This is a genomic window from Lachnoclostridium sp. MSJ-17, assembly GCF_018918205.1.
In the GTDB taxonomy this organism is placed as follows: Bacteria; Bacillota; Clostridia; order Oscillospirales; family Acutalibacteraceae; genus Ruminococcoides.
The window spans coordinates 34,527-47,868 of sequence record NZ_JAHLQB010000075.1; the positions used below are offsets into that span (position 1 = coordinate 34,527).

General features: G+C 53.1%; 12 protein-coding genes, 1 pseudogene and 1 riboswitch. Of the genes and pseudogenes, 12 read left to right on the top strand and 1 reads right to left on the bottom strand.

Annotation, left to right across the window (positions count from 1 at the left end; translation table 11 throughout):
- Positions 1-33 precede the first annotated feature (33 nt).
- Positions 34-213, bottom strand: a complete 180-nt coding sequence (locus tag KQI64_RS06320; RefSeq protein WP_186834257.1) for a hypothetical protein — start codon at positions 211-213, stop codon at positions 34-36.
- Positions 214-306: 93 nt separating this feature from the next.
- On the opposite strand from KQI64_RS06320, the gene trmL reads away from it, so the two are divergent.
- The 12 genes and pseudogenes from trmL to KQI64_RS06380 all read left to right on the top strand — a co-directional run.
- Positions 307-825, top strand: coding sequence for a tRNA (uridine(34)/cytosine(34)/5-carboxymethylaminomethyluridine(34)-2'-O)-methyltransferase TrmL (gene trmL, locus KQI64_RS06325; RefSeq protein WP_216523868.1), 519 nt, complete (start codon positions 307-309; stop codon positions 823-825).
- A gap of 123 nt (positions 826-948) precedes the next feature.
- The gene (locus KQI64_RS06330) at positions 949-2,157 is read left to right on the top strand and encodes a phosphoglycerate kinase (RefSeq protein WP_216523869.1); all 1,209 of its coding nucleotides are present in this window, start codon (positions 949-951) and stop codon (positions 2,155-2,157) included.
- 76 nt (positions 2,158-2,233) lie between these two features.
- Positions 2,234-3,001 (top strand): triose-phosphate isomerase, encoded by a 768-nt coding sequence (gene tpiA / locus KQI64_RS06335; protein ID WP_216523870.1) that lies wholly within the window; start codon positions 2,234-2,236, stop codon positions 2,999-3,001.
- Positions 3,002-3,026: 25 nt separating this feature from the next.
- Positions 3,027-4,547, top strand: coding sequence for a 2,3-bisphosphoglycerate-independent phosphoglycerate mutase (gene gpmI / locus KQI64_RS06340; protein WP_216523871.1), 1,521 nt, complete (start codon positions 3,027-3,029; stop codon positions 4,545-4,547).
- A 106-nt stretch (positions 4,548-4,653) separates the two neighbouring features.
- Positions 4,654-6,396 (top strand): ABC transporter ATP-binding protein, encoded by a 1,743-nt coding sequence (locus KQI64_RS06345; protein WP_216523872.1) that lies wholly within the window; start codon positions 4,654-4,656, stop codon positions 6,394-6,396.
- Positions 6,393-8,126: an ABC transporter ATP-binding protein gene (locus KQI64_RS06350; RefSeq protein WP_216523873.1), complete on the top strand. Its 1,734-nt coding sequence runs from the start codon at positions 6,393-6,395 to the stop codon at positions 8,124-8,126. Before KQI64_RS06345 ends, KQI64_RS06350 begins: the two co-directional genes overlap by 4 nt.
- A 51-nt stretch (positions 8,127-8,177) precedes the next feature.
- Positions 8,178-9,023: a hypothetical protein gene (locus KQI64_RS06355; RefSeq protein WP_216523874.1), complete on the top strand. Its 846-nt coding sequence runs from the start codon at positions 8,178-8,180 to the stop codon at positions 9,021-9,023.
- 37 nt (positions 9,024-9,060) lie between these two features.
- Positions 9,061-9,543 carry a transcription elongation factor GreA gene (greA, locus tag KQI64_RS06360; protein WP_216523875.1) on the top strand — a complete coding sequence of 161 codons (483 nt, stop codon included), beginning with the start codon at positions 9,061-9,063 and terminating at the stop codon, positions 9,541-9,543.
- Positions 9,544-9,555: 12 nt separating this feature from the next.
- Positions 9,556-11,031: pseudogene (gene lysS, locus KQI64_RS06365) on the top strand (lysine--tRNA ligase); the annotation flags it as partial.
- 312 nt (positions 11,032-11,343) lie between these two features.
- Positions 11,344-11,430, top strand: a riboswitch (Fluoride riboswitch).
- 45 nt (positions 11,431-11,475) lie between these two features.
- On the top strand, positions 11,476-12,678 hold the full coding sequence (locus tag KQI64_RS06370) for a cation:proton antiporter (protein WP_216523876.1): 1,203 nt from the start codon (positions 11,476-11,478) through the stop codon (positions 12,676-12,678).
- On the top strand, positions 12,675-12,989 hold the full coding sequence (locus KQI64_RS06375) for a hypothetical protein (protein WP_216523877.1): 315 nt from the start codon (positions 12,675-12,677) through the stop codon (positions 12,987-12,989). Before KQI64_RS06370 ends, KQI64_RS06375 begins: the two co-directional genes overlap by 4 nt.
- A 126-nt stretch (positions 12,990-13,115) precedes the next feature.
- The coding region (locus KQI64_RS06380) for a zinc-ribbon domain-containing protein (RefSeq protein WP_216523878.1) at positions 13,116-13,342 on the top strand (227 nt) is incomplete at its 3' end.

The following is a 13,342-nucleotide window of genomic DNA, read 5'->3' on the forward strand; positions in this document are numbered from 1 at the left end:
TCAGAACCTTTCGGGTTCCGAGCCGGTTTTTTATCACTTGAACATATACTGCGCGGTGTCGACAATATTCTCAAACGTCTTGTAGGCGCGGTTGGCTTTTTTTCTGAGCTTCGGGTTGTCGTCAGCCGCCTTTTTGCCGACGTAGCCGACCGCCATTCCCGCCGCCATGCCTATCGCCACGCCCTTTACGACGTTCATCGTATTTTTGTTCATCTGCTCTCACCTCTTTTTTTCCCGGATATTGATATTATTCTCGTTTAGAGTTACAATATGAATGGTAAATTGATTTGAAAGGAAAATTTTGACATGGCAAAGCTCAACCTTGTGCTCGTCGAACCCGAAATCCCCCAGAACACAGGCAACATAGCGCGCACCTGCGCCGCTACCGGCGCGTCCTTACATCTCGTGGAGCCACTCGGCTTCCGCGTCGACGACAGAAAGCTCAAACGCGCCGGACTCGACTACTGGCACCTGCTCGACATCACCTACTACAAGAGCCTCGACGATTTCTTTGAAAAAACAAAGGGCGGCAATTACTTTTTCTTCTCGACAAAGGGCACTCACCGCCACAGCGACGTCGAATACCCCGACAACTGCTACCTTTTGTTCGGCAAGGAAACCAGAGGTCTGCCCGAGCATCTTCTTATGCAGCACCCGAACGAGACCCTGCGGATTCCGATGATCGACGAGGCGAGAAGTCTGAACCTCTCGAACTCCGTCGCGATCGCCGCATACGAGGTTCTGCGGCAGTGGGATTACCCAGAGCTTAAAAACAGGGGCGAGCTGCACCGCCACCGCTGGAGCGACCTGAATAACCTCGGCTGAGCGGCGAAATTTTTCAACAAATCGCCCAAAACCTATTGATAAAAAGCCTAGAATGTAATATAATATGATTGATGTAAAATACAGTTTTTTACAAATCTCTAAAACCGAAAGGATTGAACAATTATGCAGCTTAACAAAGTATCAGTTGATGATATCAATGTAAAGGGCAAGAAGGTTCTTGTCCGCGTTGACTTCAACGTACCCCTCAAGGACGGCGTTATCACCAACGATAACAGAATCGTTGCGGCTCTCCCCACAATCAAGAAGTTGATCGCCGACGGCGGCAAGGTTATCCTCTGCTCTCACCTCGGCAAGCCCAAGAACGGTCCCGAGGCTAAGTTCTCACTCGCTCCCGCGGCAGTCCGTCTCTCCGAGCTTCTCGGTCAGGACGTTGTCTTTGCCGATGACGACGAAGTCGTAGGCGAGAACGCAAAGAAGGCTGTTGCTGAGATGAAGGACGGCGACGTTGTTCTTCTCCAGAACACCCGTTTCAGAAAAGAAGAGACAAAGAACCTCGAGCCCTTCTCCACTGAGCTCGCTTCCCTCGCCGACGTATTCGTTATGGACGCGTTCGGCTCCGCTCACCGCGCTCACTGCTCCACCGCGGGCGTAACCGAGCATATCAAGGACACCGCTGTAGGTTACCTCATGCAGAAGGAGATCAACTACCTCGGCAACGCTGTCGAGACTCCCGTTCGTCCCTTCGTCGCTATCCTCGGCGGCGCCAAGGTTGCGGACAAGCTCAACGTTATCTCCAACCTCCTCGAGAAGTGCGACACTCTCATCATCGGCGGCGGCATGGCTTACACCTTCCTCAAGGCTCAGGGCAAAGAGGTCGGCAAGTCTCTCGTTGACGACAGCAAGCTCGACTACTGCAAGGATATGATCGCCAAGGCTGAGCAGCTCGGCAAGCAGCTCCTTCTCCCCATCGACACCACTATCGCGGCTGAGTTCCCGAATCCCATCGACGCTCCCATCGACGTTGAGGTCGTTGACGCAGACAGCATTCCCGCTGACATGCAGGGTCTCGATATCGGCACAAAAACTCAGGCTCTCTTCGCTGACGCTGTAAAGTCCGCCAAGACAGTTGTCTGGAACGGACCCATGGGCGTATTTGAGAACCCCATTCTCGCAAAGGGCACTATCGCTGTTGCGAAGGCTCTCGCTGAGACTGACGCTACCACCATCATCGGCGGCGGCGACTCCGCTGCAGCTGTTATCCAGCTCGGCTTCGCTGACAAGATGAGCCACATCTCCACCGGCGGCGGCGCTTCCCTCGAGTACCTCGAAGGCAAGACACTTCCCGGTATCGCTGTTATCGCTGACAAATAAGCTCCGTCAAATAAAAATCATTCGGGCGCACTCACGCGTGCGCCCGTTATTTTAAAAACGAAAGGAATGGATCGACATGGATAAAGCAAAGAGAAAAGCAATTATCGCGGGCAACTGGAAAATGAACAAGACCCCCAAGGAGGCTACCGCCCTTCTTAACGCAATCACTCCCCTCGTTAAGGACGCTGATTGCGAGGTCATCGCCTGCGTTCCCTACGTTGACCTTGCCGCTGCTATCGAGGCGACTGCCGGCACAAACGTAAAGATCGGCGCCGAGAACTGCCACTGGGCTGAAAGCGGCGCTTTCACCGGCGAGATCTCGACCGGTATGCTCAAGGAAATCGGCGTTGAGTACGTTGTTCTCGGTCACTCCGAGCGCAGACAGTACTTCGGCGAGACTGACGAGACCGTCAACAAGAGAACCAAGGCTGCTCTCGCCGCAGGTCTCAAGCCTATCGTATGCGTAGGCGAGCTTCTCTGGGAGCGCGAGTGCGACATCACCGAGGAAGTCATCGCAAGACAGATCAAGCTCGACCTCTGGGACGTTACCGAGGAAGAACTCAAGAACGTCGTTATCGCTTACGAGCCTGTATGGGCTATCGGAACCGGCAAGACCGCTACCTCCGATCAGGCTGAGGAGGTTTGCGCCTTCATCAGAGCACAGCTCGCAAAGCTCTACAATCAGGACGCGGCTGACGCTGTTACTATCCAGTACGGCGGCTCCATGAACGACGGCAATGCCGACGAGCTTCTCTCCAAGACAAACGTAGACGGCGGTCTCATCGGCGGCGCGTCACTCGTAGCGGAGAAATTCGCCGCTATCGTTAAGGCTGCAAGCAAATAATTTTTCACGAAAGGGGTTTTTCAACGTGAAAAAACCTTTGATTCTTATGATTCTCGACGGCTTCGGCGTGGGCAAAAAGGGCGAGGAAAAGGCTAACGCGATCCTCGCCGCGAACACTCCGAACATCGATAAATTCTTTAAGGAAAACGCGCTGACTCAGATCGGCGCTTCGGGTATGGACGTAGGTCTGCCCGACGGTCAGATGGGCAACAGCGAGGTCGGTCACACCAACATCGGCGCAGGCAGGATTGTTTATCAGGAGCTGACCCGCATCACCAAGACTATCAACGAGGACAAGCTCAAGGACAACGAGGCAATTGTCGGCGCAATCAAAAAAGCGGTCGACAACGGCACCGCTCTCCACCTTATGGGTCTGCTCTCACCCGGCGGCGTTCACAGCCACATCACCCACCTCTACGGCATAGTTGAGCTCGCGAAGTTGCTCGGTCTCGAGAAGGTTTACATTCACGCCTTCCTCGACGGCAGAGACGTTCCGCCCTCAAGCGCGGCGGGTTACATGGAGGACTGTGTCAAGGAGCTCGACAAGATCGGCGTAGGCAAGATCGCCACCGTCATGGGCAGATACTACGCTATGGACAGAGATAACCGCTGGGAGCGCGTTGAAAAGGCGTACTCCGCTATCGTTTACCGCGAGGGCGTCGACGAGGACTGCCCCGTTCAGGCTATCAAAAACTCCTACGAGAACGGCGTTACCGACGAGTTCGTGCTGCCCTGCGTTATCAAGGGCGGCGAGGCTGTAAAGCCCAACGACAGCATCATCTTCTACAACTTCCGCCCCGACAGAGCGCGTGAAATCACACGCACCTTTGTCGATCCGGATTTCAGCGGCTTTGAGCGCAGAAACGGCTTCTTCCCGCTCAACTACGTCTGCATGACGCAGTACGACGCGACGATGCCCAACGTTGAGATCGCGTTCAAGCCCCAGACTCTCAAGAATACCATGGGCGAGTACATTTCCTCACTCGGCATGAAGCAGCTGCGTATCGCCGAGACCGAGAAGTACGCTCATGTAACCTTCTTCTTCAACGGCGGCGTTGAAAAGGTCTACGAGGGCGAGGACAGGATCCTTGTCAAGTCTCCCTCCGTAGCTACCTACGATCTGCAGCCCGAGATGAGCGCGTATGAGGTCACCGAAAAGCTCGTTCCCGCGATAAAGAGCGGCACATACGACATGATTATCCTCAACTTCGCGAACTGCGACATGGTCGGTCACACAGGCGTGTTTGACGCGGCTGTCAAGGCGGTTGAGGCGGTCGACGACTGCGTAGGCAAGGTCGTCAATGCTATTCTCGAGATGGGCGGCGCGGCAATCATCACCGCTGACCACGGCAATGCCGACAAGATGATCGACGAGGACGGCAAGCCCTTCACGGCTCACACCACCAACCCTGTTCCCTTCTGCGTTATCGGCTATGACTGCAAGCTCCGCGAGGGCGGCGTTCTTGCTGACATCGCTCCCACCATGCTCAAAATCATGGATCTTGAGCAGCCGAAGGAAATGGAAGGCAAGTCGATTATTATCTGATGATTATATTTCAGGCACACAGTTTCGGCTGTGTGCCTTTTTTATATTGAACATTCCGGACGAATCGTGTATAATAGTGGCAGCATCAAAAAAGAAGGATAAAAATATGTTAAAACTCCGGCGATTTCTAAAAGGCTACACAAAGGAAGTAATCATCGGGCCGCTGTGCAAGCTGTTTGAGGCGATACTCGAGCTGCTCGTGCCGCTCGTCATGGCTAACATTATCGACGTTGGCATAAATGAGATGCACAGCGTGAATTATGTGCTGAGAATGGGCGGCGTCCTTGTTCTGCTCGCGGCAACGGGTCTTACAAGCGCGCTGTTCTGTCAGTATTTCGCTTCAAAAGCGTCTCAGGGCGCGGGAACCGCGATAAGGCGCGCGCTGTTCAGGCATATCAACTCTCTCTCTCACGCGGAGCTTGACAGGTTCGGCACGCCGTCGCTGATCACGCGAATGACGAACGACACCAATCAGGTGCAGCAGAGCATCGCTATGTGCATACGTCTGCTGACGCGCGCTCCGTTCATCATCATCGGATCACTGATTATGGCGGTCTCGATTAACGCACAGCTCGCGTGGATATTTTTCGGCGCAGCGGTGCTTATCGCGCTGACGCTGTACTTCGTTATGAACCGCAGCGTACCGCTGTATGCCGCGGTACAGAAAAAGCTCGATAAAATCGGTCTTATCTCGCGCGAGAACCTCTCGGGCAACCGCGTTATCCGCGCGTTCTCAAAGCAGAACACGGAGAAGGAGCGCATCGACGCCGCCACAGAGGATCTGACAAGGACCTCTGCACGCGTCAGCATGCTCTCAGCGCTTCTCAGCCCCGTCACCTACCTCGTTACCGACTGCGCGATAATTGCGATCGTCTGGTTCGGCGCGGTAAACGTCAACGCCGGAGGCATGAAAACGGGAGATATCGTCGCTCTCGTCAGCTACATGACTCAGATCCTGCTCGCAATGGTAGTCGTAGCGAATCTCGTTATTCTCATGACTAAGTCCGGCGCGTCCGCAAAGCGCATCAACGAGGTCTTTGAAACTGTCCCCTCCGTCCGCGAGGAGTACTATGACTATATGCCGCTCCACCCCTCTGAGGATACGCCGAAGATCGAATTCAAAAACGTCAGCTTCAACTACAGCAGCAACGGCGACGACGAGCTCAGCGGCATTTCGTTTACGGTAAAACGCGGTCAGACTGTCGGCATTATAGGCGGTACCGGCTCGGGCAAATCGACCCTGATCTCACTGATTCCGCGGTTTTACGACGCTAACGAGGGAGAAGTCCTCGTCGACGGCTACAATGTGCGCCGCTACTGCTTCCGTCAGCTCAGGCGGCAATTCGGCATTGTACCGCAGCAGAGCGTGCTGTTCAGCGGCACGATACGCGACAACATGAAGTGGCGCAACCCCGAAGCAAGCGACGGCGAGATCAACCGCGCGCTTGAAATCGCTCAGGCTGCGGAATTCGTAAACAAACTGCCGCGCAGACTCGACAGCCGCGTAGAACAGGGCGGTAAGAATTTCAGCGGCGGTCAGAGACAAAGGCTCTGTATCGCTCGCGCGATAGTCTCGCAGCCCGAAATACTTATCCTCGACGACAGCTTCTCGGCTCTTGACTTCGCAACCGACGCGGCTCTGAGAAAGGCTCTCGCCGATAACGCAAAGGACACGACTGTGCTCATTGTCACACAGCGCTGCTCGACCATCAAAAACGCCGATCTGATCCTCGTGCTCAGCGACGGCAAGCTCGCGGGTCAGGGCACGCACAGCGAGCTGTTCGAGAACTGCGAGGTCTACCGCGATATCTGTCTTTCGCAGCTCAGTGAAACGGAGGTGGCAAAATGAGATCCTCCGCTGTAAAAAAGCTGCTTCCGCGGCTTAAAAGCCACACAGGACTGCTGATACTCGCCATGCTCAGCGCAGTTATCAGCATCTCACTCACGCTTCTGATACCCGTTCTAGTCGGCAGGGCTATAGATAACATCATCGCCGAGGGTCAGGTTTACTTTGAGGCTGTCGCACAAATCATTATCTACATCGCCGCAGCGGTGATCGGCGTTACCTCATGTCAGTGGCTGATGAATTTTCTTGTTAACCTTATCAGCTTCCGGCTTGTCCGAGACCTCAGGCGCGACGTGTTCCGCAAGTTCAATACGGTGCCGCTCTCCGCAATCGACACAAACCCGCACGGCGACCTTATCAGCCGCGTGATAAACGACGTCGACGCTGTCGGCGACGGTCTGACTCAGCTTATTTTGCAGCTGTTCTCGGGAGTCGTCACAATCGTCGGCACCCTCGGCTTTATGCTCGCTATCGACTGGAGAATAGCCATCGCGGTATTTCTGCTCACGCCTATGTCTCTGTTCCTCGCCGCGTTCATCGGCAGGCTGACGCACAGGCGGTTCACGGAACAGCAGATTTTGCAGGGCGAGATATCCTCCTTCGTCGAGGAGCACGTCGGCAATCAGCGGCTCGTCAAGGCGTTTTCATTTGAGCACCGCGCCTTCGAGGGCTTTGACAAATACAACGACGAGCTTCAGACAGTCGGCTTCAAGGCTCAGTTCGCCGGCGCGCTCGCAAACCCGAGCACGCGCTTTGTGAACGCGCTCGTCTACGCCGCTGTCGGGGTTTTCGGCGCGATCACAGTCATCACGGGAGGACTGAGCATCGGCGGACTCTCGTGCTTCCTCACCTACGCCAACCAGTACACCAAGCCGTTCAACGAGGTCACAGGCGTTCTTACCCAGCTCAGCACCGGAATCGCCGCGGCAGAGAGGATCTTTGAGGTTCTCGAATGGGCTGACGAGACTCCCGACAAGAGCAGCACACCGCTTGAAAACTGCAAAGGCAGCGTAAAAATTGAGGACGTGAGCTTTTCCTACGTTCCCGAAAAGCCGCTGATAAAGCACTTTTCGCTCGACGTTCCGAGCGGCTGCCACGTCGCTATAGTCGGTCCCACGGGCTGCGGCAAAACAACGCTTATTAACCTGCTGATGCGCTTTTACGAGGTCAATGAGGGCAGGATACTGCTCGACGGCACGGATATCCGCGACCTCAGCCGCGACGCGCTCAGACGCTGCTACGGCATGGTGCTCCAGGACAGCTGGCTGTTCTGCGGCACGATCATGGAAAATCTCCGTTACGGCAACGAGAACGCCACCGACGACGAGGTTATCGCGGCGGCTAAATCCGCGCACGCCCACAGCTTCATCAAGCGAATGCCCAATGGCTATGACACCGAGATCAGCGAAGGCGGCGGCAACCTCAGTCAGGGACAGAAGCAGCTGCTCTGTATCGCGCGCGCGATGCTGACAAACCCGAGCGTGCTGATTCTCGACGAAGCGACCTCGTCGATAGATACCCTCACCGAGATCCGCGTTCAGAAGGCGTTTGCGAAGATGATGAAGGGCAGGACGAGCTTTGTTGTCGCCCACAGACTCTCCACTATCAAGGAGAGCGACGTTATCCTCGTGATGAAGGACGGCAACATTATCGAGCAGGGCAATCACGAGGAGCTGCTCAAAAAAGGCGGCTTCTACCATACGCTTTATCACTCGCAGTTTGAAAATAAATAATTCGCATTATCTCCGCATATAATTCACTGAGATTATATGCGGAGGTTTTTTATGTTAACAGCACTGAGTGTAAACATTCCCGAAAGGGCTGACGGATTAAAAAGACTGCGCGACCGCCTGCGCCGCGACAGAGTCGAGGTTCAGGTAAGCCGCGCAAGGGGCGTGAGCCTGCGGCACATTACATACACGAGCTACAGCGGCGAGGTCCGGCTCGACCGCGCAGACAGGCTGATAGGCGCGAGCCGCTCGCAGCTGCTCTGCTCAGAAAAGCTCGTTTTCCCCCTGCACAGCGGCTACAGGCGTTTTTCGTCGCGCTCGTTCTCATCGAGACTCTGTGCGAACATGGCGCTTGAGATTCTGCGGCTCTGCCCATCTGCTGCAAGTCTCAGGTGCGGGATATACGACCCAAAGGGCATTGCGTCAGGCTATCTGCTGCAATCGCTCTCGTACTGCGTCAACCCTGTCGTTATCGAGGGTGACAATGAGATATATTCTCTCGCCCGCGAGCGCGCTCTTACAGAGCTCGGAGCGACTGTTACCGTGACAAAAAACCTGTCCGAGCTTGAACGCTGCGATTTTGTGCTCGCCCCGGCAGGTATTGACGCTGAGCTCAAGCTCAAGCCCGAGGCTATCATACTCACCTCGGGAGAACCGTCAACTCAGATAAGCGGCGAGGTTTACTACAAATACAGATTCCGTATGCCGAACGGCTTTGACGCGCTCAAACCCAAGGAGCTCAGCGAGGAGTATTTCTGTTCGGCGCTTTACACCCTCGGCGCGCAGTATGAGCTCGGGTCGATAGTACCGCTGGGCGTTGACGGAAAATCCGGCTCTCAAACCGTCAATTCCCTCTCAGAGCTTCTTGACAACCGCGCGAAAAAAGCATATAATAGGTGAGTGTGTAACCAAATTAATTGAAAGGAAGTTTATTGATATGGCAGCAAAACCCACAATGCTCACCGCGGAAGGCTTGAAAAAGCTCGAAGACGAGCTTGTATTCTTACAAAACGTAAAGCGTAAGGAAATCGCTGAGAAAATCAAGGTAGCGCGTTCCTTCGGCGACCTCTCCGAGAACAGCGAATACGACGACGCAAAGAATGAGCAGGCGATCATGGAAGCCCGCATCAACACTATCGAGGCTATCCTCAAGACCGCCGTTCTGATCGACGAGTCCGAGACCTCGAACGAGCGCGTACACCTCACCTCTGTCGTAAAGATCGAGATGCTCTCGACCGGCAGACAGGTTCAGTATAAAATCGTCGGCTCCGGCTCAAACGAAGCCAACCCCAAGGAGGGTAAAATCTCCGACGAAAGTCCTATCGGCGCCGCTCTGATGGACAAGAGCGTCGGCGACGTTGTCGAGGTAGAAACACCCGGCGGCATAGTCGGCATCAAGATTCTCGAAATTACTAAGTAAGGAAGTAGAAATATGGGTAACAAGCCACAGCAGGCAAACACAAGCGACGTAATCAAGGTTCGCTACGAAAAGCTGCAGGCGCTCAGAGACGCGGGCAGAGATCCCTTTGTCATCACAACGAGCGACCGCGACGTTTATACAAAAACCGTTAAGGATAATTTTGAGGAATACGAGAACAAGGACGTCTGCGTAGCCGGCAGGATCATGTCAAAGCGCGGCAAGGGCAAGGTGTCGTTCCTCGATCTGCACGACAAGACCGGCAAAATCCAGATTTTCGCCAAGTTCGACGACCTCGGCGAGGAGGAATACGGCTTCCTCAAGAAATGGGATATCGGCGATATCGTTGAGGTCAAGGGCTTTGTTTTCAAGACACAGATGGGCGAGATCTCGATTCACGCCAAGGCGGTCAGACTTCTCTCAAAATCCCTCAAGCCCCTGCCCGAGAAGTACCACGGTCTGACAAATACCGACCTGCGCTACCGTCAGCGCTACGTCGATCTGATTATGAACCCCGAGGTCAAGGACACCTTCGTTAAGCGTTCAAAAATCATCGCGGCTATCCGCCGTTATCTCGACTCTCAGGATTTCATTGAGGTTGAAACTCCCATGCTCGTCGCCAACGCCGGCGGCGCTGCGGCAAGACCCTTCCTCACCCACTCCAACGCTCTTGACGAGGAGTTCAAGCTGCGCATTTCGCTCGAGCTTTACCTCAAGAGACTCATCGTCGGCGGTCTCGAGCGCGTTTATGAAATCGGCAGAGTTTTCCGCAACGAGGGCGTTGACACCCGTCACAACCCCGAATTCACCCTGATGGAGCTCTATCAGGCATACACCGACTACAACGGCATGATGGATCTCACCGAGAACCTCTACCGCCACGTAGCACAGGAGGTGCTCGGCACCACGACCATCACCTACAACGGAGTCGAGATGGATCTGGGCAAGCCCTTCGAGAGAATCACGATGATCGATGCCGTCAAGAAGTACGCGAACGTCGACTTCAACGAGATCCACAGCGACGAGGAAGCCAAGGCTGTCGCCAAGGAACACCACGTTGAATTTGAGGACAGACACAAGAAGGGCGATATCCTCAGCCTGTTCTTCGAGGAATACGCCGAGGAGCACCTGATTCAGCCGACCTTCGTCATCGACCACCCGATCGAGATTTCACCATTGACAAAGAAAAAGCCCGAGGACCCGAACTACGTCGAGCGTTTCGAACTGTTCATGAACGGCTGGGAAATGGCGAACGCCTATTCCGAGCTCAACGACCCGATCGATCAGCGCGAGCGTTTCAAGGCGCAGGAGGAAGCGCTGGCTCAGGGCGACGAAGAAGCGAACACCACCGACGAGGACTTCCTCAACGCCCTCGAAATCGGCATGCCTCCCACAGGCGGCATCGGCTACGGCATTGACAGACTGACAATGCTCCTCACCGACAGCCCCGCGATCAGAGACGTACTGCTGTTCCCGACAATGAAATCCTTAGATAAGTAATACCCCAAAGCCCCAGTGTTTATGCGGGTTTTGAGAGTTATGATGTCTCGGATTTACGCCATTTACGCCAAACGATGCAGAAAGTTGTGCAGAGCTGAATCAATCGCATATTTTTGGACTCACACAGGCAGCCTTATGACGAGGTTGCCTGTATATTTGATAGACAAATCGGAGTAGTAGTGGATAATCTTAGTAATTGTAGTCATATCTGAAAAGCTGAAGAACTTTTATCATTCAAGATTATGATACAAATTGAAAAGCTATTGACTTACTCCTTTATCAATGGTAAAATGATAACGTAAATTAAATGCTGGGAATGATGTTCTCCCACGCAAGGCTCGAACCGAGCCAGCGAAACCGCTTATTTAAGCTGATGACTTCTGCGTTTTTACGCAATAGTTGTCGGCTTTTTTGTTTTATATGGAGGAAATATTTATGCTGTTATCACTTGCGATCATTTTTCTTGTCGGGCTGTCTGCCGCTGCGATCTTTGAAAAAATAGGCTTACCGAGAATCATAGGAATGCTCGGTGTCGGAATAGCAGTCAGTCCCTATGTACTTGATTGGCTCGATCCGTCTATTCTCGGAATTTCATCGGAGCTTCGGCAGATTGCCCTCATCATCATACTTGTGAAGGCAGGATTGTCGCTGAACCTTTCCGATTTGAAAAAGGTCGGCAGACCTGCAGTGATGATGTCATTCGTTCCTGCCTGCTGTGAAATCATCGGATATGTGCTGTTCGCTCCGCTTCTGCTCGGAGTGAATCTGATCGAAGCCGCCGTCATGGGTGCTGTGCTGAGTGCGGTATCGCCTGCGGTGGTCGTGCCGAGAATGGTGAAACTCATCGAAGAAAAAATCGGCACGGACAAGAGCATTCCACAAATGATACTCGCGGGAGCTTCCTGCGATGACATTTTTGTTATAGTGCTGTTTTCCACATTCGTGACGATGGCGCAGGGCGGCTCGGCAAAAGCAACCGATTTTCTGAATATCCCCATATCCATAGTCCTTGGCGTCCTGATTGGTATGGCAGCAGGGTTTGCGGTATTCTTTCTTTTTGAAAAGGCATATCAGTATAACCATAAAATCAGGAACAGCACAAAGGTCATTATTCTGCTCGGCACATCTTTTCTGCTGATGGGTATTGAAACGCTTGTGAAGCCCTATGTAGCTGTGTCGGGGTTGCTTGCCGTGGTCGCTATGGCTTGCGTCGTGAAACTGAAGGCTGATAAAAGCGTTTCCGTTCGGCTGTCGAAAAAGTTCGGCAAGCTGTGGATCGGTGCGGAGGTCATACTGTTCGTGCTGGTCGGTGCTGCTGTTGATATTCGCTATACGCTGACGGCAGGTGGTATGGCTGTGCTTATGATATTCATAGCGCTTGCATTTCGTGGAGCCGGCGTATGTCTGTGTATGCTCGGTACAGAACTTACAATGAAAGAAAGGCTGTTCTGTGTGATCGCATATCTTCCGAAAGCGACTGTTCAGGCAGCTATCGGCTCAGTGCCGCTGTCACTCGGTCTGCCCTGCGGAAAGATCGTACTGTCTGTGGCGGTGCTTGCGATACTGATAACAGCTCCGCTCGGAGCAATCGGGATAGACCGAACACATAAAGCATTGTTAGGTGGTGATAATCAATGAAGGAGCTTGTATTTGATGAACTTATAACCTTGAAAGGACAACACAGTCTGCGAATACCTGTTGAAATAGGAATAAATACACTTTGTGTCGAAGTACTTGAAGGGAAAATTAGGATAAATCACGGCGCATACACTCCCGATGGCGGAACATGGCTGTCTGCTCCGGCAGGAAGAAAAGCACACTATGACTTTTCCTCGGGTGACAAGGATATAATAGATGTTGATATACGGGAATCATTCGGGAAACAAGATATGCTTTCGGTCGTTAATGTTAGTCTGTTTCATAAGGCGGTACTGCGTATCTCACTATGAACATCCTATTTTTGAATTTACGCAGGCAGCCTTTCGTGGTTGCCTGTTTTTTATGCCCTGAAACGAATCGCAAACTACGATTTTCTCCTGTTTCTTATATAATATAGGTAAAGGAGAGGATACGGTATGAAAAGAATGTTAGCTGATGTTTGCCCTGAACTTATAAATGAATGGTCACAACGCAATTTACCTCTTACGCCGGACAGCGTAACGCACGGCTCTAATAAAATAGTATGGTGGAATGGCAAATGCGGACACGAATGGCGAGCTTCAATAAAAAACAGAGTAATAAGCGGAAGCGGTTGCCCTTACTGTTCCCACAATGCGATATTAGAGGGCTACAATGACCTTGC

Bases quoted from the DNA above. Each gene is read 5' to 3' on its own strand.
- KQI64_RS06355 (WP_216523874.1), top strand. From the start codon at position 8,178: ATGTTAACAGCACTGAGTGTAAACATTCCCGAAAGGGCTGACGGATTA.
- KQI64_RS06370 (WP_216523876.1), top strand. From the start codon at position 11,476: ATGCTGTTATCACTTGCGATCATTTTTCTTGTCGGGCTGTCTGCCGCT.
- KQI64_RS06345 (WP_216523872.1), top strand. From the start codon at position 4,654: ATGTTAAAACTCCGGCGATTTCTAAAAGGCTACACAAAGGAAGTAATC.
- greA (WP_216523875.1), top strand. From the start codon at position 9,061: ATGGCAGCAAAACCCACAATGCTCACCGCGGAAGGCTTGAAAAAGCTC.
- KQI64_RS06350 (WP_216523873.1), top strand. From the start codon at position 6,393: ATGAGATCCTCCGCTGTAAAAAAGCTGCTTCCGCGGCTTAAAAGCCAC.
- KQI64_RS06330 (WP_216523869.1), top strand. From the start codon at position 949: ATGCAGCTTAACAAAGTATCAGTTGATGATATCAATGTAAAGGGCAAG.
- trmL (WP_216523868.1), top strand. From the start codon at position 307: ATGGCAAAGCTCAACCTTGTGCTCGTCGAACCCGAAATCCCCCAGAAC.
- KQI64_RS06320 (WP_186834257.1), bottom strand. From the start codon at position 213: ATGAACAAAAATACGATGAACGTCGTAAAGGGCGTGGCGATAGGCATG.
- tpiA (WP_216523870.1), top strand. From the start codon at position 2,234: ATGGATAAAGCAAAGAGAAAAGCAATTATCGCGGGCAACTGGAAAATG.
- KQI64_RS06375 (WP_216523877.1), top strand. From the start codon at position 12,675: ATGAAGGAGCTTGTATTTGATGAACTTATAACCTTGAAAGGACAACAC.